Below are 23548 nucleotides of genomic sequence, written 5' to 3'. Positions count from 1 at the left end.
CTTTCTTTCTTCGACTTCGTTTTTTTTGCAGGACCGCCAGGCAAACTGGCGGAGGCGCTTATATTTACCTATGAATTAGAAATCGGTTTTTGGGGAAAAGTAACGAGCAGGTCAAAATCCGCTTTCTTTCCCGGTCATCTTCTCAATCTCAATCTTAATCACACACAGCCTGTTAACCTTCCATGCTTCAAACTCAAACGGCCCCTTTTTTCCGTAATGTTCAGAAAGCACAGTAAGTCCCTCGACTTTTTCATTGTAATCCTCCAGGAACTTTGCCTGCCCATGCCCGATAACACTCCTGTAGCGGACATTGTACTTGCAGGGGTCGTCGTCAGTGAGCACTTCGGTTTCGATGTCGGCTTCAAAGCAAACACGGGGGTTCCTTTTTAAAACATCAATTTTCCTGCCCTCCCGGGAGCTGTGAAGATAGATAGCATTATCCTTATAACCGAATGCCATGGAGACTATGTATGGGGTTTCGGCATCGGAAAGGGCGAGGCGGAGGAATTTTGCAATTGAAAGGATTTCTTCGATTTTCTGCGGGTCCCGGATAAGTTTCTGGTTTCCCATTGGTTTCACCTTGAAGAGATTGTTTGCTGAGGAATGCTCTAAACTGATAAAGGGCGTTTTAAACAGGATATTTTAATTGATAAGAAGGCTATAAATTGATAGCTTTTCATTTTTATTCAAATAATCACATACAAAATGATCTGAGATTGAATGAAACGGTTTTTATAGTTAACAGCTCTTAAATCTAAATTGGAGCAGTAAAATGAACGCAAAACAACTTATCTATGCAATTATATCCATTGTTATCGTTTTATTGATCGCAATCGGCATGTTCCTGTATTTGCCCAACCCCTTCATGTGAGCTGCTTTTTGAGGAAGGAAAAGCTTTCTCAACTCACATTTACTCTTCTCTGTTCATTTTCATTCCGGATCTTTTCTAGTTTGCTGCCGAATCCTGAGAATTATGAATTCTGAGGGTTTCACCGGTGCAAAACCTACAAGAATGTTGACAAATCCCTGATTGAGATCATTTTGAGTGGTTGTTTCCCTATCGCATTTTACAAAATAGGCTTCCCGGGGAGTTTCTCCGGCAAACGCACCCTGTGTGAACAGGTTGTGCATGAATTCCGCGATGTTCAGGCGCAGTTGTGCCCACAGAGGCTCAGAGTTTGGTTCTAAGGTAGCCCACTTTGTGCCCCTTAAGAGACTCTCTTCAATGTATAATGCGAGGCGGCGGACCGGAATATATTTCCACTCGCTGGCATTGGTATCTGCTCCATCAAGGGTGCGGGCTCCCCAGATCACACTACCTCTGGCAGGAAATGTCCGCAGGCAATTTATCCCATACCTGTTAAGCTCTCCATTTTCAGCATCTGTAAGGGTGCAGCTTAATCCGCGGATCCCCATGAGGACCGCATCCGTGCCTGCAGGAGCCTTCCAGACACCCCGTTCTTTATCAGTACGGGCAAAAATTCCCGCAGCGGCACCGGCGGGTGCGAATTCTTCGACCGGGTTATTTTTTAAGGGATTTACCATTTTTATGCGCGGGAAAAAAAGGGCTGCATTCTTTTTACCGGACGCCTGGGCTGAGACCTGCATTGACATCTGCAGTTTGTCCCGTAAAAAAGCCGTTATTGATCCGGGATCTCTGGCTTCCGCAGGAGGATCTATCAACAGCAGAGCCCTGCGTTTTTCACAATAACTGGCTGCCTTCGCAAGTGTGTCCGGAGCCAGGTCTCTGCCGAAATCCAGAGGAGGTAAACAAAGAAGATTAAAAAGATCGGCTTTTTCAAGCGCATAGATCCCTTTCCCGGTTTCCGGGCTGGCTGGCACGAGGTCTTCGTCACGAATATCGCAGTCACTGTTACTGTAGCTACTATTATCAGAGCCGCTGCTCCCTGGAATCTCAGATCCGGAGCCAGTTTTGGAGGTCCTGTCCAGGTAAAGTTTGGAGGTCCTGTCCGGGTAAAGGATAGAAGTCTTCTCAGGCGAAGTTCCCTTAACACGCACTATAACAGCGTCTCCGCCGCCATTGAGGAAATACTGATGTACGGCAAAACTCATGGTGCTCTTTTCCCAGAGTCCCCCGAAAATCAGGTCAAATTCTCCGGAGTTATGCACCGGAACAGGCTCATCTACCGGTCCTTTCAGGGCTCTTCCCACAAAAGCAGTAATTGAGGTGCTTATTCCCTTTATCGGACGGGCACACTCGGGAACCTCTTCAACATATACCCCTGGCTGCTTGATCGCAAATGGCATTATATATCTCCTATTAAAAACCGAAATCAAACTAAATTAAGCACCCTGCCGTTAACGGAAACATTCTTTCCGTCCAGCGAGATGCTTCCGCCCTGCCCGTTGCTGAGTTCTATTCCGTCGGAACCGATCACTATTCTTACACCATCCGAAGTTTCCAGAACAATTTCCCCTTTTTCCGGAGTATCATTCAGCGTAATTGCAGCCCTGGATGTCTTGAAGACCTTCTTCTCAGGCTGGAGTTCCGGAATTTCACCTTTTTCCCAGAAACAGCCGCTCCAGATAGGATGGTAAGGATTTCCTTCCTCAAACTCAACCCAGACGTTTGAACCTGTGGGCGGAAGGGCAAATAGCCCGACATCTATTCCTGCATAAGGCACAGAGGGCATTGCCCAGCCAGTCTCTACTCCTGCCAGTGCAGGAACTAAAACCTTGAGTCTGCCCATCCCCTGCGGATCAGTATTTTCCACAACTTTACCCCGGTATTTCCCGAAATAACTTCCGGATGCAGGGGACGTTGTACTGGTTGTAACTGCAGGATTTCCTGCTGCAACGCCGTCCTTCAGTTCAGGCACGTCCGATGAAAAAGGTTTTTGTGCTTTTTTTCCGGCTGCTGCAGGAAATACCTTCGAAACAATAAAAGCAATCATAACTACTTCTTGTATTTCTAAGTTTAACAACGTTTTCAAAGTGTATACTGTTTGATTTTACCTCTTCAGTCCTGTATAGTTATCCAGCCCCATGATTTTGTCGATTTTAATCTACTCTTCAATTTCAATCTGCACTACAGTTTTTACTCAGCTTCCCGATTCTCACATTTAATCAGTTTCACTCTGCCGCCCGTACCCTCCGAATCCTGTTCCATCTCCACAATATATGTGTAATCCGAGATTTCCGAAAGCCCTCCTGCCCCGCCGCCTCCAACAATCAATGAGTAGACCTTTGCGTTATACTTCTTCTTTGCCTCTTCCCAGCGAGCTAGAACCAGCTCGTCAGAGATTTCGGATCTTCCGTCGGTGATAAAAAGCAGGTCTGCACCCTGAAAGTCCTTTTCCTTAAGGGATTTAAGGCCTGAAGCAAGCGCGGTATTGAAATCCGTCCCGCCGCCAAATGTGTACAGCAGGAAGTTCAGGAATTTCTCGGACATCCTTTTCTTGCTGCTGAGCTCGATTTCCAGGTGCTGGCTAGTGGACGCAAAAAGAATAACCTTCATATCCCGCTGCTGAGAGAGCATCAGCTTTGCCATGGCAAGCACTGCAGACTTGGCAAGGGTCTGTGGGGTCCCGTGCATGGAACCGGAGGTATCGACGAGCACAATCATAGGCCCTCTGGGCTTTATGCGGGGAGGACCTGTATAGTGTTTGCCAAGCAGCTGGTAGCTCAGGAGTTTTCCTTCAAGCATATCAGCATAGAATTTCCGCTTCAGAGCCGGGTTAAGGAGCTTTGCGGCTTCCATTGGCAGGAGATTGTTTATCGAGTCTGAAAAGCGAACAGTCTGGATCCTGTTTTTTCCAAAAGGAGAGTAGCGTATGCGGTCAGCGGGGGGGTCAAATTCCCGCCTGCCGATAAAATTCACGATTCTTCTGAGGTCAGGGTTTTTTTCAAAAAAAGCCGAATAATTTTTCAGCATCTTAAGCTGGACATAAAACGGCTCTTTTTTAAGCTCTTTTACGGAATAACTCCAGTTCCTGCCAGGGAAGAGAAGGGCAAGGGTATCGAAAAGGTCCAGATTTTCTTCCATTTCAGAGATGAACTCCTGCATCCTGCAGTACAGCCCTTCCAGCATCCCGTCAAGAAAACTCTGGCAGCAGTCTTTCTGCATGAAACTGAGGACAGCTTCATAAATGTCGGATTTTCCGGAAACCGGGGAAGGGAGCTGAGAATTCCGGACTGACAAATCCTCTGAATTCCTGCTTTCCCAGAGAAGGAGGGTTTGTTTAAGGATATTTTCAAACTCCCTGAGAATAGCTTCTGTTTCGGCATCAAGCCCCTTAAATAATCCTGTTTTCGAACCTCCGTCCCAGGCTGCTGAAAAGCGTTCCATGAGGTCGTAGATTAGAGGAAGAAGAAGCTTCAGGCAGGCAATTCCTGCTCCTCTGCTCCGTTTTGCAATCTTTTGAAGCCCGGGCCACGGCTTTGAGTTTCTCAGGGTAAGAAAAATAGGGTAAAATGCCCCGAAAAGCCCTATGAACCTTTCAACATCTTTTATCTCATACGGCTGCTCGAAGAGGATTTCAAGGGCGATCACTTCGGCGATTTTCTCGCGCAGAGGACGGGGAATAGTGCGGGGGTAAGCAACAGTGCTTCTCAGCTCTCCTTCAAGCAGGGAAGCTGTCTGTTTCCGGACAGAAAGAGCCTCGTGCCAGAGCCGGTTTCTGGAAAAAAACGAGTAAGATTCGGGAGAGGCTTTATCCAGATTACTCAAAAAACCGGCTGAATCTTCCGTATCAACACCTCATTTGCTCATCTGAGCTTGAATCTGGACCCGAGCCCTTTCATAAAACCGCTGGCATTGCTGCCTGAATCAGGGACCTGGACTTTTGCTTCCAATTTTGCGGCATGGGGGTCGGAATATCCTGATTTTGCAGACCTGAACTCTCCGGACCTGAATTCTTTATTCTGCAAACCCAGCAGCTCTGCGATTTCGCTTATCAGGACTTCAGTTCCGGATAGCTGTGCACTTCCGGTGTCATGCAGGAGCAGGGCTTCGTTTCTGTCCGAAATTGAAAGCCAGATATTTGCATCCATCAGGTTTCTGAGCAGCTCCTTTTCTTCTTCAAGCCGTTGTTTTACTCTGTTTACTCTGGCAGCCAAGGTTTCGAATTCCTTTTCAAAAACCTCTCTCTGGCTTTGAGACAGGGTGTTTTTCTTTCCCGCACTCTCATGGAGAGAATCAATTTCCCTTACCAGGTTATCATAAGGATAAATCCTCGAATTTCCTTCCTGCCTTAGAGTATAGCTGTGGTTCGGGCAGGCTGTATGGTGGACCTCCAGGTTCTCCCTTAGCTGAAATTCCTCCCCGCAGCTGTCGCAGATAACTCCAACGGGAAGTTCGTTTTTCAGGGCAATATTAAGGGCTGTTTTCAGGTCTTCAGCATCCAGGCGAAGTTTTTCCGTATTTGTCCCGCCGGAAACAACGAGTTTAAAGACCGTTTTCCTGATGGTTTCTCGCTCTTCGGGCAGGTTCCAGAGCATGTGCTGGAGCAAAAGTGCCATTGTCCTGTCAACAGCCGGACACCCGCTACTGCAGGCTGCAACTTTCAGGACCTGAACAATTCTTTTCCAGCGCCGGTCCGAAATTTCAATTTCCTGCAGCCGGAGATTCCTCCTGAGTTCTGTGATTATTACTTCAACATCAGGGTCAACAGGCAGGGAGTTTGCGCTTTTGCGGAGCTTCTCGATTTCTGAAACCGGAAGGCTTGAAGTAGGCTTGAAATCTTCAGGTTCCCTGAAAAGGAGGCTTTTGAAGTTTTCATCGTCCTGGATATATGAGAGCCTGTACCTGAACAGGAAACGGTCATAAAGAGCTTCCAGGCTTTCATCCTCTTCCGGAAGTTCGTTTGAAGCCCCGAAAACCGAGAGGAGCGGTACATCCACAATTTCTCTTCCGTTATGGTATTTTCTTTCGTTCAGAATTGTAAGGAGGCTGTTGAGGATAGCGCTGCTTGCCTTGAATATTTCATCCAGTAAAGCAATATGAGCGGTCGGGAGGCAGCCGTCGATATTTCTCCTGAACTCGTCTTCTTCAAGGGCTTTTAAGGAAAGCGGCCCGAAGAGCTCTTCAGGGGTTGAAAAGCTTGTTAAAAGGTAATTAAAAAAGTTCCCGCCTTCAATTATCTGGCAGATGCTCCTGGCAAGCTGGGTCTTGGCTGTACCGGGCGGTCCCAGAAAGAGCAGGTTTTCGCCTGAAAGGACGGCGAGAAGAGAGCCGTTGATCTCAGCTTCGCGTTCTTTAAAATAGTCTGTAAATTCGGATTTTATCTCGAGAAAAGTTTCTTTCAGGTTCAAGCCTCCCGGTTTTGTAATAGTTATGAGATAGTTCCGGGATAAAAGAGTTTTCGAGGGCTGTTTTCAGTCTGTTTTCTAAGTCTTTAGTCTGATCATATTTTAAATCTTGCAATTCTGTTTTTTCCGCCCAAATTGCGATTATGGAGTCCGCCATCCTTTTGGCTTCACTTCTTTTCGCCCAATGGGTCTAATTTTAAAATAGTGATACAACTGCTCTACGAAGCATAGATGTTTTTCAGACAATGATAAGAAAAATTCCCTTTGTCTGGTTTTTTTTTGGTCTAATGAGTCGATCTAAAAAAAGTTTAAGTATCATGTCCTATATCTATTATTATTTAAATTATAAGAAATTAATATTGTGCCGATTTGAAACTGCCTCAAATAGAGATATTGCGCATCGACAGATTTAGTTTCATTAAAGCAAAGGGGATTGGTATTCTTGGAGACATTCCGTAAAATTTTTCTGGCAATAATTGCTCTGGCTGTCATGGAACTTGCAGGCGGGACTGCGGCTGCTGGTACCCTGACGGTAGACGCTGATAGGGGAGCAGATTTCACTTCAATACAGGAAGCAGTGGACTCCGCAAAAGAAGGGGATACGATTCTTGTTATGCCCGGGAAATACGTTGAAAACGTACATATCGGTAAACCTTTGAGTATTATTTCGGGGGCAGGGGCTCCGGAAGAAACGGTTGTTGAGGCTGCTGACAGAAGGGACCATGTTTTTCATATACGCGCTGATAACGTCAACGTTAATGGCTTTACCCTTCAGGGTGCGAAATATGAAGACGATCTATTAGCCGGGATTTACCTGGATAACGTTCAGGAAAGTACAATCCAGGGAAATATTCTGTCGGGCAACTACTACGGGATTTACCTTAAAAAGTCGCGGGAGAATTTGTTAAGCAGAAACGTTGCTTACGATAACAAATACGGAATTCTTCTTTGCGTTTCCAGCGGAGAAAATATACTTGATAGGAACATGATTTCGGACAATTACTATGGGGTAGACCTGGAAAACGCCTGCAATAATAATATTCTTACCGGAAATACCGTATACTCAAACAGGGAAAACGGAGTTATGGTGATCTCTTCCAGCTGTACCGATATAAACAACAATAATATTTCCTCAAACCCAAAGGCAGGAATTAAATTGGATAACTCCAGGGGAAACAGTATATCCAATAATTCGGTTTCTGATAGTGAAAGGGGAATCTTTATCGTATTCTCCGGCGACAACCGGGTAGCTGGCAATTCGGTGAATTCAAATAAAGTGTGCGGCCTGCAGCTTGGAGGTAGTGCGGAGCGCAATATCATTGAAGAGAACCGTTTTTCCGAAAATAAGGACGGGATCTTCATAGCTTATTCTGCCCGATATAATACGGTTACCAGTAACATTGTGTTGAACAACAGCAAAGGAATTTACCTGACCGGGCACAGTGATTACAATGAAATACAGGAAAATATTGTTTGTTCAAATTCTCTTGGTTTTTATGTGGATAACTGTAAAGAAAATGTGCTGAGCGGCAATGTGGTGACCAATAACACCAATAGCGGGATCCTGCTCACAGAGAGTTTTGACAACTTCATCTACAACAATTACTTCAATAACGCAGAGAACGCAGCAGAGGATAAAACCAATATATGGAACACCACGAAAACCGCAGGTAAGAACATAGCAGGAGGTTCATATATGGGAGGAAATTGCTGGGCCTCGCCTGAAGGAGATGGTTTTTCCCAGACTGGGGAGGATGCCGACGGGGACGGGATCTGTGATTCTCCTTATCAGATCGGTGATTCTGAGTCCGATGAGCTTGCACTTGTTTACAGCCCGATCGCCGATTCACTTATTCAGAAAAAAGTGATTATTCCCGAAATTGCTGAAAATGAGAGCAAAGCAAAGGGAAGCAGTGTGGAAAAGGAAGCCACGGAAAAATCACCTTTGGGTTCTGCTTATCCCGTCGGAGTTATTCTGATCGCTTTCTTGATTTCGGGCAGAAAGGGAAACAAATGAAAACATGACCTGAAAATGACAATAAGACCTGAAGACAATTAATAATTTTTTTGGTATCTAAAGGCATATTGAATTTTTAATTAACTTTGTCCCTTTTTCTTTTTTCTTTTTATTTCCATTGATTGATAAAACAATTCAGGTATGTTCGGTTTTGTAAAAATCCCAAAATTAAGTCATGTCTGAGTTTATTGCCTGCAGTTCGAAAAAGTGTCGGAATGTTTATATAGTACAAGGTATTAGTTGAATTATCAACTATTGATATATCAATTATAAGATTTTGTATAATTGAAAATTCAACATATTTCATGATAATTCATTACAATTCTAAAAATCATAGGCCAGTTTTTCGGGTCAGGATCCGGCAGATTCCGGTAAAAAGGGACGATAAAAAAATGGACGAGACTAGATTGAGTAAGATCATTCTCCTGTCAATGGAAAGAGAGGCTCTTGATAACCTGGTTTTTGAGCAGACTTTTCAGAAAAAAATTGCAGGTAAGTTCAGGGAACTGAGCAAGAACCAGCCAATGGTGATTAAAATCATAGGAATAGAAGGAGAAATTATGCCTTCTACGCTTGGAAAATACACAGGGATGGAGAAGAGCAGCCTGACGAGGATGGTTGATGACCTGGAAAAGAAAGGGATTGTGTACAGGAAAACCGATCCTGATGACAGGAGAAAGGTGCTTGTTTCCCTTACTGAAAAGGGGCTTGATTATTATAATTGCTTAAAACAGATTACCAGCGAAATGGCTGATGAAATCCTTCAGTTTGTTGACGATAAGGACGTTGAGGATTATTTGCACAGCCTTGAAACTATGGTAAAACTCCTGCGGAAAATAGATGCAAATAGGACTGCCTGAATAAGGTGGGTGCAATTTGGTTATGGAGAATTTAAGTTATATGAAATTCTTGAGGGACTGAACGAGGAAATGGAACCGTTAGATAATGAAAACTTAAGATAGATCATATCTCAGCGCGTGAAAGATGGAGGAAACCTGAATGCCTCTTAAGCTTATTGAGAACCTTCAGAAACTGGGTTTTACCGGCAACGAAGCCAAGGTTTATGCATCCCTTGTCTGCCTGAAGCAGGCAAAAGCGAGTGATATTGCCGAAAATGCGGGAGTCCCGAGGCCTAAAATCTATGGAACCCTCAGAGGGATGGAGAAAAAAGGCTACGTCAGGATAATTGAAGGCGAACCAACCCTTTTTTGCTGCGTCCAGCCAGAAGAGCTCATTTTAAGGATGAGAGCAGATTTTATGCTTTCTTTAAGTGAAACCGCCAGTGAACTGAATTCCCTGACTCCCGGAAGCAATAACTTTGCTTCAGAAAGGTTCTATGAAAAAAGGATCAGGGTCTGAAGAAAAAAGGAGAAAATTTTTTGGTTCTCAATCAACGCAGAAATACGTTTCAATTTTTTATATTTATCAATTTCTTATTTTTGACTTCAACAGACTGAAAGGAACTATTATTTATACTTATAGGGAACTATCTGGACAAAAACTTTATATTGATAATACCCAGATAAGATTTTCAAAGGTAGAAGTGCATGCCCCTCAGTACTAACCGTAACATCTGGCAGTTTCTGGCATTAACAACCATACTTTTCATATTGTTTTTTGCGATACTCTTCTATTTTGAGGACATTTTCATAGTCCTTATTGCAGGTGCAATCCTGATCTTGATTGCAGAAAAAGTGATAAAGGTATTCAACAGGTGCATGGACAGGTTTCCGAACTGCAATCGAAAAGCGGTGGGTTTAGTCCTTCTCACCGGTGCAGGGCTTGCTGTCCTTTTCCTTGTGGGTAGCCAGTTACAGGGCCTTGGAGTCCTGGTAGGGGATTTCAGTAACATACAGCAGGACTACGCAAGCGGAGCTTCTGCCCTTTTTACCGAACATGAGTCCGAACTTTCAAAGCTTGCGGATTCCGGCGTTATTAAACCCCAGGACCTTCAAAAAATAGGAAACACCATCTTTTCCGGAATTGCGGATACGGTCTCGAAGATATCTTATTATTTTTTTACCGGAGTATTGATAATCCCCCTAATGTTTGGTGTATATTTCAAGCACCATAACAAAATAGGAAATTACATTCAGGCTTACGCTCCTCCTGAACATGCAGACGGGATCATCAGGGCCTTAAAAAGTATAGGCCATGAACTTGAGGATTTCTTCAGTGCGAAAATGATTGAGTCTGCTATTGTAGGTCTTATTTGCTGTATAGGGTTTTATCTGGCAGGCCTTGAAGGGTGGCTTTTCCTTGGCATTCTGGCAGGCTTTCTAAACATCATTCCTTATATCGGCCCTCTTCTAGGGGCAATCCCTCCAGTTATTGTAGGTTACATTGATAGTCCGATGACAGCTCTCTTTGCAGTGATAACGGTTATTATTGCCCAGCTTATTGACAACCTTTACCTCATTCCATTCATGATCTCGGAAAAAGTGAATATTAACCCGCTCTTAAGTGTGGTTCTAACTCTTGCCGCCTCCAAGCTGTTAGGCCCTCTCGGCATGGTACTCGCAATCCCTATATACATTATCTACAAAATAATTATCAAAGAGTCTTATAGGGAACTGGTAAATATATGTAACAAAGATTAATGCCCTTATATCATGAAGATTAATGCTTTTTTATGACTCCAGGGATCAACAGCCCTTATGAAATAAGGGCTTGTTGAATACATAATCAGATATGCAGAGATATTTTTTATATTTTCTTGAACAGCGAAAGGCTTAAAAATATATTAAGAGTATCTTAAAAGAGTTATTTGACTGTTGGAGCATTAACTGTTGGAGCATTAACTGTTGGAGCATTAACTGTTGGAGCATTAACTGTTGGAGCATTACAGCTTTGAAGGAGCCTGAAATATGATTGAGGTAAAGGGTCTTTCTAAATCTTACGGACAGACAAAAGCAGTAGATGGCGTGGATCTTTCTATCAAGAAAGGCGAACTTTTTGGTCTCCTGGGCCCAAACGGCTCCGGAAAAACAACTATAATCAAAATGCTTACAGGGCAGATAAAGCCAACCTCCGGTACTCTTAAGGTACACGGGATAAATGTGCTCGAAGATCCCCTGCGGGTCAGGGAACTTGTAGGCATAATTCCGGAACAGGAGACTCCCCCAAGTTTCCTGACTGCGGAAGAGTACCTGCACTTCGTTGCAAAGGTAAGAAAAATGGAACACTATGAGAAAGTCTGTGATAAATGGTTTGAGTTCTTCGATTTTGAGGACCAGAAAACCTCACTATGCAAAGACCTTTCAAGAGGTACAAGGCAGAAACTCATGTTTGCCCAGGCATTTCTGCATGAACCTGAACTTGCCATTATCGATGAGCCACTTATTAATCTTGATCCTGTGATGCAGAGGAAAGTCAAGGATTTCTTACGGGGTTACGTAGAGGATGGAGGAACAATTTTCATTTCCACGCACATCCTTGAAATCGCAAAAGAGATCTGCACAAATATCGGAATTATTTACAGAGGAAAACTGATCCATACAGGCCGCTTTGACGACCCTGAGCTTAAAGGCAAAAACTTTGAAGATTTCTTCCTGGAACTTGTCAGCAGGTGGAAAGGCGTTTCAAAAGAGATTTTGAAAGAACCTCCGAAAGGGGTTTCGGCACTGGCCTGAGGGTACCTTGCAAACTATTTTGAGGTCCTACTCACACCATTTTTGAGGTTCCACTCACCCCATACTACTCACTCCATACTAAGGTCTTTCATGTGCATATCTGCAATTGCTCTGGATATGTGAAAGCAGGATGTGTGAGAGGACAGTCTTTTCTGTGCGCAAAAAAAGGTGTGGAAAAAGCAAGCATAAAAAAGTAAGTGTGAAAAATAGCACGCATGAAGAATAGTGAGTACCAAAAACAACAAGGTGCAGGGATATTATGTTTGACATCTTCAAAGGTATGATTAAAGAAGAGTGGCGAATACACTCAAGTCTCTTCGGGCACAGCGGTTTTGCCCTCTTTCCAGTCTTTATTTTTCTGTTTACATTTTTTGTAAGCCTTGTCCTGCCTGTGTTCAGGGATATCGTTACCGATGCCCAGATAGCCCTTGGGATGCATTACTTATTCCTGCTTGTGGGGGGTATGGCAGGTGCTTTCGGGCTTATGGGCCGCGAATTAATGAACCGCCGCTTCGGGCAGGCAAGCCTGATTGCATATTCTTCGAGAGTGCTTCCTGTTTCTGAAAGGTTTATCTTTGCCAATTTCCTGGGAAAAGATATCGTATACTATTTTATCTTTTACATCCTGCCCTTCGTCACAGGCTTTGCCCTTGCTGCAGAATTTGTCCCTGCGGGCAATTTTGGTGCTCCTTCAACCCTTATGACTCTTCTTCTGACCCTTTCCCTTTCCTTTATGATCGGGATTTCTGCAATATTCTTCCTGTCTACTGTTTATGCACACTCAGGAAAGATCTCGCTTTTCTGCCTGTTTGCTGCTTCTGTTCTCCTGCTCCATATCTCAGGAAACCTTAACCAGGGTACCCTTTATGACCTTCCAAGCCTTTCCTTTTTCCTTGTTCAGTCCGAAAACCAGCTTCTGCTTTCCGGTGTTCTGATCCTTGTTCCTTCAGTTCTGTCGCTGATTTTCCTGAAAATCGACTTTCCACAAGCTCAAAAGAGCTTTTCCAATTCCTTTTCAAAGCTCTGCAGGTATCTGGGTTCATACAGATATGCAGCCTTTGTTGCAAAAGATTCCATTGACCTTAAAAGAAGTGAAGGAGGGCTCGGAAAAATAATATTCTCTTTCGTGCTGCCTCTTCTGCTTGTCTGGACACTGCTATCCGCTCTCGGAAAGGTTATACCGGCTTTGAGCACACTTACGCTCTTTGCCCTGGTGCTCGGCGTGCTTTCATCTTCAATGTACAACTGGCTTACCGAGTACGATATTTTTGCTTCCTATGCCTTTCTCCCCCTGAAAGCCTCTGACATGATAAAGAGCAAACTGAACAGCTACCTTATTCTCAACCTGGTCCCACTTGTAATTCTTACACTGCTAGCCCTTAAAAAAGATCCTTCTTCCCTGGTCCCGTCCCTATTGCTCTTCATTACGATCTCATTTTATATGGTTTCTGTACTCATTTACCTGACAGGGCTTTCCCCCTCTATTAACCTCTACAACGGAAAGACCTTTGCCATTTATACGCTTTCAGTCATGCCGCTCCTGATGCTTAATATAATCCTGTCCATGTTTGGTCCGTACTATGCGCTTGTGGATCTGTTGCTGGTTCCTTTTGCACTGTACCTTCTCGGGAAAGGTTTCAGGAAATGGGATCGCAACGAATGTCGGTGTTTTTAAGGACCAGCAGTTTCTGATAACCTGTGTTACCTGTGTTTATTCTCTCAAAAGGAATAAATCACGGGCTTACTCCCTCATAGATGTCTTTTTAAGCCATGATTGGAAATATATAGTTGGGGAGAGGTTACGAACCAATTTTTCACCATTAGAGTTCCAACTTTGAAGAGCTCAGGGTTTTGCTCGCTCAGATGTATCTGGAATTGGATAATATAATTTGTTGGGGGAGAAAAGACTACGATTCCGTTTCTCTTAACTTTACTGGCATTTTTAAGAGTGCTAAGAAAGATGCTTGAGGACGAGAAGTTCCGATCCCTCCTGTATATCGCGGCGCTGACGCTTGCAATAGGTACTTTTTTCTACCATTCTGTTGAGGGCTGGAGCTGGCTTGATTCGCTCTATTTTTCGGTTATCACCCTGACGACTGTGGGGTATGGAGATTTTACCCCCGAAACCAACTACGGGAAGATTTTTACAATTATTTATATTTTTATAGGGTTGGGGATACTGATTGGTTTTGTCACTCCTATTGGAGAATACATAGTGGATAGAAGACTGGAAAGGGTACAAAAGAGAGAGCAGGAAAAAGAAACATCTGAAAAAGAGCTTGATTTCTCCGGCGTAGTTGGAAAGTTGAGGGGAAAAAGATAAGGTTGATTCTTCTCCAAACTTCTTACATCATATTGATTAAATATGTTATTTATAATATATATTACTGCATCATTTGATGGCTGTATAATTTGATGAATATATCATTTGATGAATGTATCATTTGATGGCTGTATAATTTGATGAATGTATCATTGCATAGCTGGGTCGAGTATATATCAATAATTTTTTAAAATTAAACAACTGGGGTGAGGAGAATTAAAAGATTCAGTTTTTTTGTAACTGTAGTGCTTATTGCAACGATGTTATTTGCTTCCGGCTGTTCTCAAAATGGACCTGAAGAAGATACAATGAATGAAACAGAAGGTGAAGTGACCGAAGGGGTAACTGAAGAAACCAACGAAAGAGTAACTGAAGGGACAACTGAAGGAGTAACTGAAGAGGGAGTGGAAACTGAAGGGGAAAGTGGATATAATCCTGTCATTAATCCTGATGATTTTGTCGAGATTATAGACAATCCTTATTTTCCGTTGACTCCGGGCACAACTTTTGTCTATGAAGGTGAGTCTGAAGAAGAAACGATAAGAGATGAGGTTTTTGTAACCAATGAAACCAGGACGGTAATGGGAGTAAATACAATTGTTGTCCGGGACCGGGTATTTGAAGATGGGGAGTTGACCGAAGAGACTTTTGACTGGTACGCTCAGGACAGGGATGGGAATGTCTGGTACTTCGGGGAAGATTCCAGAGAATATGATGAAGGTGAGGTGGTAAGTACCGAAGGTTCCTGGGAAGCTGGCGTTGACGGAGCCAAACCTGGAATTCTAATGGAAGGAAACCCTCAGGTCGGCGATACTTATCGGCAGGAGTACCTGGAAGGTGAAGCCGAAGACATGGCTGAAGTTCTCTCTCTGAACGAATCGGTTACCGTTGCTTACGGTTCTTTTGAGGATTGCCTGAAAACAAAAGAATGGACCCCGCTTGAACCTGGCATCGAGGAAAACAAATATTATGCTGCCGGAACAGGTCCGGTTCTGGAGATGGCAGTAAAAGGCGAATCAGAAAGGCTGGAACTTGTAGACATTATCACTGAATAACAGGATTAACGGCAGTTCAGAACGGGTTTGCAGAAATCAAGTCCGGATGAGCAATAATTCAAGAAACCTTATAAGACTCATAATAAAACCCGTTCTGAATCATTTTAAAACCGTTTTTATAGTTTCGGACTTAAATAATTATACTTAAGTATTTACACATTATTCACTCGAGACTCCGTGACCACCGACATTACGAAATAATGGATTAATACAGTCGCATTTATTCCTTGTTCCCCGTGCCTTTTAGTGTTTCATCCATTCTTTCCAACAGCCTGTTTTTTGGAATTAAATTGTCTGAGGCTATAGTATCACCAGCCTGGATTTATCAGATATTGGTAAGTTCAATCATAGTTTGATATGTTGATTCTATACGAGTTTTTTTAATAAGTGAATGTATTGTTAAGAAACTAATATATATATTTAAGAGAGTATAATTGGTACTTATATAATAAATTGTATCAGAGGTGATTAGTTATGGCAAAGACAATTGGTGATTCTCAGAAGGCAGGAGCAGCCAGTGGAAAAACCCAGGCAAAAGCTCCAGCACCGGCAAAATCCTCAAAGAAGGACGCAAAAGCTGACAGCAAACCGTCCAAAGGTTCAAAGAAATAAGAACAAATTAATCTCTACCTGAAAGCCAACCCTCTCAGCAACAGCTTATCAAGATTCAAAACTTCCTAAAACTGGAAATTCAGTAAATTTGTAACATTGAGAGCCTCTATCATAACTAAAAAACGGAATAATAATTAAAAAAGGATAAGCTGCTGCTCTTAAATCCATCATAGATTAATTAGGAGTTATTGATTGGCAAATTAGAATCTATTTTGGTAAGTTTGATTATAGTATAGTAAGTTCAATCATAGTTTGGAAAGTTAATATTATAAGAGTTTCTTGAATAAGTGAATATTTAGTTGGGTACTAATAAATATCCAATAAATAAACTGGTAAATATGATTCAGAAGATATAATTAAGCACTTATATAATATATAAATATAAAGGGTGTTTATTTATGACAAAAACAATTGGAGATCCTCAGAAAACAGGAGCTACTTGTGGAAAAGCTCCAGCACCGGCAAAAGCTGCAAAGAAGGACGCAAAAGTTGACAGCAAACCGTCCAAAGGTGCAAAAAAATAAACACAAACCAATCACTATCTGAAAGCCAATCTTCTCAGCAGCAGCTTATCAAGATTCAGGACTTCCTCAAACTGAAAATCCTAAATTTGTAACATTAAGAGCTCAATCGTGACTAAAAAACGGAATAATAATTAAAAAACGGAATAAGAAATAAATAATGATAAGTTGTTGCTCTTAAATACAATCTCCGGGATCCGGGATGCCAGAATATAAGCAGCCCGGACAACCCGATAACATTAATCAAAAATGGATTTTTTTATCTGTTTTGCCCTTTCAATCGAGATTTATTTCCTTTCCTCTGCCAGGGGCGAGATTTTAAAATAAATGGAATAAAGTTTGATTTTACACCCTTTCCGAAATAGCCGTAATGTCATCTCTCAGACGTTATTGTTCCGAACGAAGTGAGGCTTTTCCGTTTAAACTGCCATGACTAAAAAGACAAAAAAGAATCGAGTGAAAAGCAGGACAAAAAAACTTGGCTCTGTATAATTATTTGTCGATTATTTTGAAATCTTATTTTTCTTTTTTTGGTGGTATTGAGTGCTGATGTGAACTTGGCCGAAACAACCTTAATTCTTCTTCAAAAATAGAATTTTTCTTTCCTCACCTTCTATCAAGAACCGCCTAAAAACCTTGGGTTTGAGGCACTCTAATTTTTGAATAGGAGTTACAGCGGGGTGCAGTCTTAAAATTATTTAATACTCTTTGCTTTTTCTCTCGAATCAAGAAAGCTTGGATAATTGTGGCTTTTTCTTATATTTCGGTGCTCAGATTATCAGGTTAAATGATTATTAATTATAATCTTATAAAGATATGAAAAAGTTTTAATAAGTCGGAGTGAGTGTACAAATTAATATACAAAGTACCCGCAACGAAATAACCTATACAACTTATTATTTATTGTAACTTCGATTGGCGACCTTGATACTGAAAATCAAAACGTCCAATCGGAAATATGCAGAAGTTGTTCTGTGACGGGTCCTAAGTAATCAGGCTTTATCAAAGAGGATTAAATAATGGGCAAAAAAACTGAAACTATTGGAAAAGGACTTTCTCTTTATGGATCACTTAAAAACAGACAAGAACACAATGAATTAAACGCGAAAATAAATTTACTGAATAATAAACAACAATCCATCCGATTTGGTCTAATAAATCTGGGGAGATCTGTGCAAAATAATTCTTTAAAGCATGCCAATCTCAATAACGATATGGTACAGAATTTCAAAACTTTGTTCCATTATTTCGAAATAAATCGGAATCGACTAAACAAATATGCTAAAATTATAAAGGAACAGAAACAAGAAATTGAGCGGTTGAAATTGAAAATACAAGAAATTGAGACTGAAATTAATAACAGAGGATAAAAGAATGGATTTTGTTTTCAACAAATTTTATTTGACTGTTAAAAGCTTAATCCAAAAAATGCTTTATACATTAATAAAAAAATAGAAAAGTTAATATGATCTCTTTTCATAACTATCTTTCATGTTGGGGAAAGAACACATTTCTATAACTCTCGGAACCTTGCTACCATTTACGATTCCATACTTGTTATCAGGTAATTCTACATACATAGAATATTCTGCCTGCTTTCTTATAGCTTCAGTAGTCGGTTCTCTAATGCCAGATGCTGATTCTGGAGGAAAGCCCAGGTTGTATTATGATTTTGGAGTCATATACGATATTATGGTTCCTCTTCAAAAATTTATAATTTGGTCGGTTAAACGTTTTAATCTGAGTAATAAAATGAGGTTGGAGTATGAAGTGGATGGAAGGCACAGAGGCGTTATGCATTCTCCTATAGGAGTACTCATAAGTACTTTCACAATCTCTATCATCGCTATTGCAATTGGTTTTATGGCATTTCAAGAAATCAATATAGTTTTGTCAACTCTTATATTCACCGGATTAGCAATTGGCCAATTTTTGCACTTACTTGAGGACTCATGCACAGTCAGTGGAATTAACTGGTACTTCCCATTCGGTACTAAAAAAATAAATGGAGAAATCCGGACATATAGAAAGGCAAAATCTAAAAGGGATGTAAGACCGGTTTTGTATCAAAGCCTGTTATTATTGGTTTCTTTAATTCTGTTGATTTTTAACACACTTAAAATTGTGGACTTAAATGATTCAATGATACAACTATCGATTATCCCAGTCGTTGTATCAATGTGGTTATTTATCATATTCACTTCAAAATCGAGAAACGAATTCTGGAAAATGGATGCTAAAGAAGTTCGGAGAATCGAAAGATCCATAGAAAGAATTGGTAGATAAAATTCGATAACATTAATGCAATAAATTAGAGCAGACATGAAACACACCCCTTTTATGACTGTATAAGGAGGACTTTCGAGAAAGCCTATTTTTTGGACGGGGAACTATTATATGTTTTGTCAACTGTTTAATTAATACTTTTTCAAAATACCTTTATAGAGGTGAATTTAAATGGCAAAGAATTCCAAAACTGGAGATAGTAAGAGAACAGGAGCTGTTTGTGATAGATCACAAACAAAGAATCCAGTAACAGGTCAATGGGTTAAAAGAGATACAAAGACAGGAAAATTTATAGATGTAAAAGCTGATGGGAAACCATTCAAAGGGGTTAGAAAAGAGAAAAAATAACTTTACAGGAAAGATATTTCCTAAGCAGTAGTTTGTCACTTCAGTTTATTGGGATAATTGTAAATAAAATTTGATTTTTACAACCTTTCCCGGTTTTAAATCTTAATATCAAATAAAGTAGAAAAAGAACAGGCTACTGCTCTTAAACCAATTCCCTCGGCTGTTTATGCTCCGGCAAAACCGGCAGGGGCGTGGTATTGATCAAAATAGGGCTTTCGATATCTTTTGCCCTCTCAATCACAAGTTCCTTTCCTTTCTTCGTGAGAGCAAAGAGAGGGATCGCAGCTGCAACCTGGACAAGCGGCTTTGCAAGCTCCCTGATATATTTTGAAGCACAGCTGATAACGATGTCAGAATTATCCAGCAGATCCTGAGCTTCTTCCAGGCTGACGCCTGTTACGTGTACTGCAATGACCAGCAGGTCGAGCCCAAGTTCGGATTCGATTTCCCTGACTTTTTTGGCGGTTTCTGCACCTGCAACTGTAACTGCGATTTTTTTGTAACCAAGTTCGGCAGCTTTTCTTACTCCGCCTGCCGGGTCGATGGCTGCGGTTGAGGGGGCAAGTACGGTTCCTCCGCGCTCTTCGATCCCTTTGATGACCGCATCGATAGGCTCGGTTTCGATCAGGCCGGACATCCTGCCTCCGATTCCCTGGACAAGAGCCGGATTGCTGGAGATTACTGTTCCTGCACCGTCACAGGCGGTTACGGTTGTTTCAAGGAAGCCGCTGTTGAGGCCGCTCATCATTAGTTCTGAGGCGCCGAAGGCAACAACGGTTGTTTCAAATTCGAGCTTGCGCTTTTCCGTAAACATCCCCAATTCGTTGATACGGGCTTCCATGTTTTTCTTGATTTCTTCCGGGGTCATCTTCTGGACTCCCCGCAGCTTGACAAAGAGGGGGCACCATTCCACTTCCGGAGCCCCGACTTCCACGACCTTCCCGTCTTTTACGACTACTCTGGCTTTCCCCATCATTTCCATTATATGAGGCATAATAGACACACCTTCTAAACAGAATAAAATTGTACTTATTTATAGTCCTCACGTAAAAATTAACACTTTACAATCTGATAAGGCTGTATTTATTTCAGTCGAATACCCCGCTAGATTTCAGCGAGGTGTGCCAGAGTAACTTTGATTAAGGTTAAGATTTACCGTTACCATGTTTGTGCCGTAAAATTATATAATAAGTATATAATTATATATTTTAGTTAATGGTGTTACACTTACTTTTATCACTGGATTTTGGAACTGAGTCGGGTAAAGTACCTGCTCCGATAAGGGCCCTAAAAAACTGATAAGTTTGGGGCACAAATATTTATTATGCGATCAGGGATCACAATGAAAACAAAGTGGATCAAGGATGACATATCTTTTAGCTATTGTGTGGAGGCAGACCTAAAGGACATAGCATCAATGCTTTCAAAAGAAAGTGTATGCAAATACATGTTTTTTGGGCCAAATAAAGAAGAAGATACAGTGGCTTACTTTTCCCCGCTGGTCAAGTCAATAGAGGACTCTTTAAAGGAAGATAAAATACCGGATTGTCATATATTCTCCATCAGGAAAAATAGTACCGGCGAATCTATAGGGCAGTGTGCATTGCTTCCAATAGAATTCACTAATGGGAATTATCTGATCGGGTATCAGATAGATGATACTCAGTGGAAAAAAGGATATGGCACTACTGCCTGTGATTTCTTAGTACATTACGCTTTCAATGTTATAGATGCATTCAGGCTTACAGGCGATTGTGCCCGGGACAATTCAGGATCAGAGAAGGTGATGATAAGATCAGGTTTTCAGTCTGAATGCATACAAAGAAAATACTGGTTTGTGGGTGAAAAATATTTTGATAGAATGCTTTTCTCACTCCTGAAAGAAGACTTTCCTGAAAGCAGGTTAAAAGAATTAAATGATATTTATAGGTAAAGTCAAGGTAACTGTTCCGTATGCCAAAATCCTTCGATTGATATTTATTTAGATATTGATTTTGGCGAAACAGAGACTTCTAACGACACAATTCCATGATCCAGTGATTTTTCTTTTTTCTTTCGAGATTATGACTTTTTTAAATAAGCCATAGAAGATATCGGATCTACCCACTATTTCGATAATCTAAAAAATGAACAATGTTAAATGGAAAAGTCGCTTAGTACCATAAATAGATAAAAACCATACTCAATAATAAATTTTATAGACAATTGTTCAAAGGGAGTCTTTTATGAATCGTAAAATCTTAATTTGCCTTTTTTTGTTGATTGTTATTGTGACTGTAACAGGTTCAGGATGCATCTCTGAAAGCGATAACATGTCTGAAGAGAAAATTGGAAACATCGAAGACATCGAAGACATCGAAGGCCTCTGGATGGGAAGTCTGGAGATCCAGGGTGGACAGGAATTGAGAATTCTATTTAACATCTCTACCGGACCTGGGGATTTACCGACTGCCACTATGGACAGCCCTGACCAGGGAGTAAGCGGCATACCTGTAGAGACAGTTACCTATAAGGATGGGGACCTGCGCCTTGAAGTGAAATCTGTCAGGGGAGTTTTTGAAGGGACACTTAAAGAAGACGGAAAAACCATAGAAGGAGAGTGGAAACAGGTAGGATCAGCCCTTCCACTTGTGCTTTCCCGTATTGATGAAAAACCTGAAATTCGCAGGGAACAGGACCCTGTAAAACCCTATCCATATGATGAAGAAGAAGTAGTTTATGAAAATACAGAAGCAGGAGTAAAGCTTGCAGGTACGTTAACCCTTCCCCGCTCGGAAGGGCCATTTCCGGTCGTAGTACTCATAACCGGTTCCGGTCCGCAAAACCGGGATGAAGGGGTTTTTGGCCACCGCCCGTTCCTTGTACTCTCGGATTATCTGACACGTCAGGGTATCGCCGTGCTCCGGGTCGATGACCGGGGCATTGGAGGGTCAACCGGGAACTTCTCGCAGGCCACGACCGAGGATTTCGCAGGGGATGTGCTCGCTGGAATTGAATACCTGAAGAGCCGCGAAGAGATAGACTCGACCAAGATCGGGCTGATAGGGCATAGTGAAGGCGGTTTGATTGCCCCAATAGTAGCAGTGCAGTCTCCTGATGTTGCATTCATCGTACTGATGGCAGGCCCTGGCATTACCGGGGAAGAAATTATCCTGTTGCAGAGTGACCTGATTTCCAGGGCAGAAGGGGCAGACAATGAGACTATTACCCGGAATAATGCCCTTATGACAAGTATGTACTCTGTGATAAAAGAGGAACAAAATAATACAATTGCCGCGGAAAAACTTCGCAAGCTTATAATGGATGAGCGGGCAAACATGAGCGAAGAAGACAAACAGAATTCAAACTACTCTGAAGCTGACCTTGACGCTCAGGTTAACGCTCAGGTTCAGACGCTGGTATCGCCCTGGATGCGCTTTTTCCTGACATACGACCCCAGACCGACATTGATGCAGGTGAAATGCCCGGTCCTTGCGATAAACGGCGAAAAAGACCTTCAGGTGCCGCCTGAAGAGAACCTCCGTGCTATCGAAGAAGCTCTCAAAGCAGGAGGCAATAAGGACTACACGGTAAAAGAACTGCCAGGGCTCAATCATATATTCCAGACCGCTCAGACCGGGTCCCCCTCTGAGTACTCAGCTATTGAAGAGACAATCTCTCCGACTGCTTTAGAAGTAATAGGGGACTGGATTTCGGAGCACACGCAGGAAAAGTGAACGGTTAAAAGAGCTTCAGTGTTCAGGAGGAAATGACGATACGGTATAGCCATGCAGTGTCATTTTCCCCTTCATTTTTTTTCTGGTACCTGCCTGAAGAGCTTCGTAAACACTGAGGATGTTATCTTAAATTGGGAAGCATACAAATTGTCAAATTAGGATTTTGTTTCTAATGTTCGCCACTCCAAAAAACGAACAAAAAAGTAACCCAATCAGAAGTAACCCTGTCAGAAGTAACCCTGTCAGAAGTAACCCAGTCAGAAGTAACCCTGCCAGAAGTAACCCAGTCAGAAGTAATCCTGTTAGGCACATTGACAAGGAGGATAATGTCGGCGCGATCGCAGGGTGCTCGAAAAAGCTGGGTAACAAAACTGGCTTCTGTTTTTTGTACCATAATCCTATTTAACTGAGTATTTTTCATAAGAAAAATGAATTTTAGTCTCCCGAATGTGGGAAAGACTGCTCACGAGAAAAAATGAGACTTGAACAGCTCAGGTCTGTAGAAAAAAGCCCACCGAAAAGAGACGGAGATGCCCTGGCATAAAGGACTGTATTAAGGAACAGGGAATACAACCTCTCCGAAATCCTTATTTTTGAATGTTTTTCAGTGTAAAGATATAGTTACACACGATGTACATTAATTTTTAATTTAGGATGATATAATCCTTTATAAAATAAAATAAAGTATTATAAAGCTTCGAATGTATTTTTATTGCTTTATTTCTGCTTATTTATAATAAGAATCTTTATATTATTGGATTCCCAGTT

At 41.8% G+C, this 23548-nt stretch carries 21 protein-coding genes; 15 read left to right on the top strand and 6 right to left on the bottom strand.

Annotation, left to right across the window (positions count from 1 at the left end; genetic code table 11):
- Positions 1–111: 111 nt before the first annotated feature.
- The 5 genes from EO93_RS02220 to EO93_RS02200 all read right to left on the bottom strand — a co-directional run bounded on the left by EO93_RS02220 (position 112) and on the right by EO93_RS02200 (position 6267).
- Entirely contained in the window at positions 112–570 is a 459-nt protein-coding gene (locus EO93_RS02220; protein WP_048160980.1) for a pyridoxamine 5'-phosphate oxidase family protein, read from the bottom strand.
- Positions 571–930: 360 nt separating this feature from the next.
- Positions 931–2268, bottom strand: coding sequence for a phage tail sheath subtilisin-like domain-containing protein (locus EO93_RS02215; protein ID WP_048160979.1), 1338 nt, complete (start codon positions 2266–2268; stop codon positions 931–933).
- 26 nt (positions 2269–2294) lie between these two features.
- Positions 2295–2915 (bottom strand): phage baseplate assembly protein V, encoded by a 621-nt coding sequence (locus EO93_RS02210; RefSeq protein ID WP_200895021.1) that lies wholly within the window; start codon positions 2913–2915, stop codon positions 2295–2297.
- A 143-nt stretch (positions 2916–3058) separates the two neighbouring features.
- Entirely contained in the window at positions 3059–4690 is a 1632-nt protein-coding gene (locus EO93_RS02205; RefSeq protein ID WP_048160978.1) for a VWA domain-containing protein, read from the bottom strand.
- A 38-nt stretch (positions 4691–4728) separates the two neighbouring features.
- Positions 4729–6267, bottom strand: a complete 1539-nt coding sequence (locus tag EO93_RS02200; RefSeq protein WP_394297235.1) for an AAA family ATPase — start codon at positions 6265–6267, stop codon at positions 4729–4731.
- A gap of 445 nt (positions 6268–6712) precedes the next feature.
- On the opposite strand from EO93_RS02200, the gene EO93_RS02195 reads away from it, so the two are divergent.
- The 13 genes from EO93_RS02195 (at position 6713) to EO93_RS17845 (ending at position 19064) form a co-directional block, all read left to right on the top strand.
- Complete coding sequence (locus tag EO93_RS02195; RefSeq protein ID WP_048160976.1) at positions 6713–8287, top strand: nitrous oxide reductase family maturation protein NosD; 1575 nt, start codon at positions 6713–6715, stop codon at positions 8285–8287.
- A gap of 392 nt (positions 8288–8679) precedes the next feature.
- Positions 8680–9147 (top strand): MarR family winged helix-turn-helix transcriptional regulator, encoded by a 468-nt coding sequence (locus EO93_RS02190; RefSeq protein ID WP_048133684.1) that lies wholly within the window; start codon positions 8680–8682, stop codon positions 9145–9147.
- Between the two features lie 139 nt (positions 9148–9286).
- A complete protein-coding gene (locus EO93_RS02185) occupies positions 9287–9646 on the top strand; it encodes a TrmB family transcriptional regulator (RefSeq protein WP_048133685.1) in 360 nt (119 codons plus the stop codon).
- A 188-nt stretch (positions 9647–9834) separates the two neighbouring features.
- Positions 9835–10887, top strand: a complete 1053-nt coding sequence (locus tag EO93_RS02175; protein ID WP_048160975.1) for an AI-2E family transporter — start codon at positions 9835–9837, stop codon at positions 10885–10887.
- Positions 10888–11154: 267 nt separating this feature from the next.
- Positions 11155–11919: an ABC transporter ATP-binding protein gene (locus EO93_RS02170; RefSeq protein WP_048160974.1), complete on the top strand. Its 765-nt coding sequence runs from the start codon at positions 11155–11157 to the stop codon at positions 11917–11919.
- A 259-nt stretch (positions 11920–12178) separates the two neighbouring features.
- Complete coding sequence (locus EO93_RS02165; protein ID WP_048160973.1) at positions 12179–13594, top strand: hypothetical protein; 1416 nt, start codon at positions 12179–12181, stop codon at positions 13592–13594.
- A gap of 285 nt (positions 13595–13879) precedes the next feature.
- A complete protein-coding gene (locus tag EO93_RS02160) occupies positions 13880–14242 on the top strand; it encodes a potassium channel family protein (protein ID WP_048136406.1) in 363 nt (120 codons plus the stop codon).
- Positions 14243–14550: 308 nt separating this feature from the next.
- Positions 14551–15297 carry a hypothetical protein gene (locus EO93_RS02155; RefSeq protein WP_156161209.1) on the top strand — a complete coding sequence of 249 codons (747 nt, stop codon included), beginning with the start codon at positions 14551–14553 and terminating at the stop codon, positions 15295–15297.
- 474 nt (positions 15298–15771) lie between these two features.
- Positions 15772–15909 carry a hypothetical protein gene (locus EO93_RS17175; RefSeq protein WP_156161208.1) on the top strand — a complete coding sequence of 46 codons (138 nt, stop codon included), beginning with the start codon at positions 15772–15774 and terminating at the stop codon, positions 15907–15909.
- A gap of 398 nt (positions 15910–16307) precedes the next feature.
- Positions 16308–16433 carry a hypothetical protein gene (locus EO93_RS18385; RefSeq protein ID WP_255350191.1) on the top strand — a complete coding sequence of 42 codons (126 nt, stop codon included), beginning with the start codon at positions 16308–16310 and terminating at the stop codon, positions 16431–16433.
- 1016 nt (positions 16434–17449) lie between these two features.
- Positions 17450–17800 (top strand): hypothetical protein, encoded by a 351-nt coding sequence (locus EO93_RS02150; RefSeq protein WP_048160972.1) that lies wholly within the window; start codon positions 17450–17452, stop codon positions 17798–17800.
- A 121-nt stretch (positions 17801–17921) separates the two neighbouring features.
- Positions 17922–18716, top strand: a complete 795-nt coding sequence (locus EO93_RS02145) for a metal-dependent hydrolase (protein ID WP_082107533.1) — start codon at positions 17922–17924, stop codon at positions 18714–18716.
- A 171-nt stretch (positions 18717–18887) separates the two neighbouring features.
- Positions 18888–19064: a hypothetical protein gene (locus EO93_RS17845; RefSeq protein ID WP_200898072.1), complete on the top strand. Its 177-nt coding sequence runs from the start codon at positions 18888–18890 to the stop codon at positions 19062–19064.
- 142 nt (positions 19065–19206) lie between these two features.
- Here the strand turns inward: EO93_RS17845 and EO93_RS02140 are convergent, their stop codons facing one another.
- Complete coding sequence (locus EO93_RS02140) at positions 19207–20058, bottom strand: methanogenesis marker 8 protein (protein ID WP_048160970.1); 852 nt, start codon at positions 20056–20058, stop codon at positions 19207–19209.
- Positions 20059–20406: 348 nt separating this feature from the next.
- Between EO93_RS02140 and EO93_RS02135 the strand changes: the two genes are divergently transcribed.
- Both EO93_RS02135 and EO93_RS02130 read left to right on the top strand, forming a co-directional pair.
- Complete coding sequence (locus EO93_RS02135; RefSeq protein WP_048160969.1) at positions 20407–20997, top strand: GNAT family N-acetyltransferase; 591 nt, start codon at positions 20407–20409, stop codon at positions 20995–20997.
- A 379-nt stretch (positions 20998–21376) separates the two neighbouring features.
- Positions 21377–22780, top strand: a complete 1404-nt coding sequence (locus EO93_RS02130) for a S9 family peptidase (protein ID WP_048160967.1) — start codon at positions 21377–21379, stop codon at positions 22778–22780.
- The last annotated feature ends 768 nt before the right edge of the window (positions 22781–23548 follow it).

Origin of the sequence: Methanosarcina sp. 1.H.A.2.2 (genome assembly GCF_000979975.1) — an archaeon.
GTDB lineage: Archaea > Halobacteriota > Methanosarcinia > Methanosarcinales > Methanosarcinaceae > Methanosarcina.
Note: the sequence above shows the minus strand (reverse complement) of the source record. Positions and strands in the feature narration are given on the sequence as shown.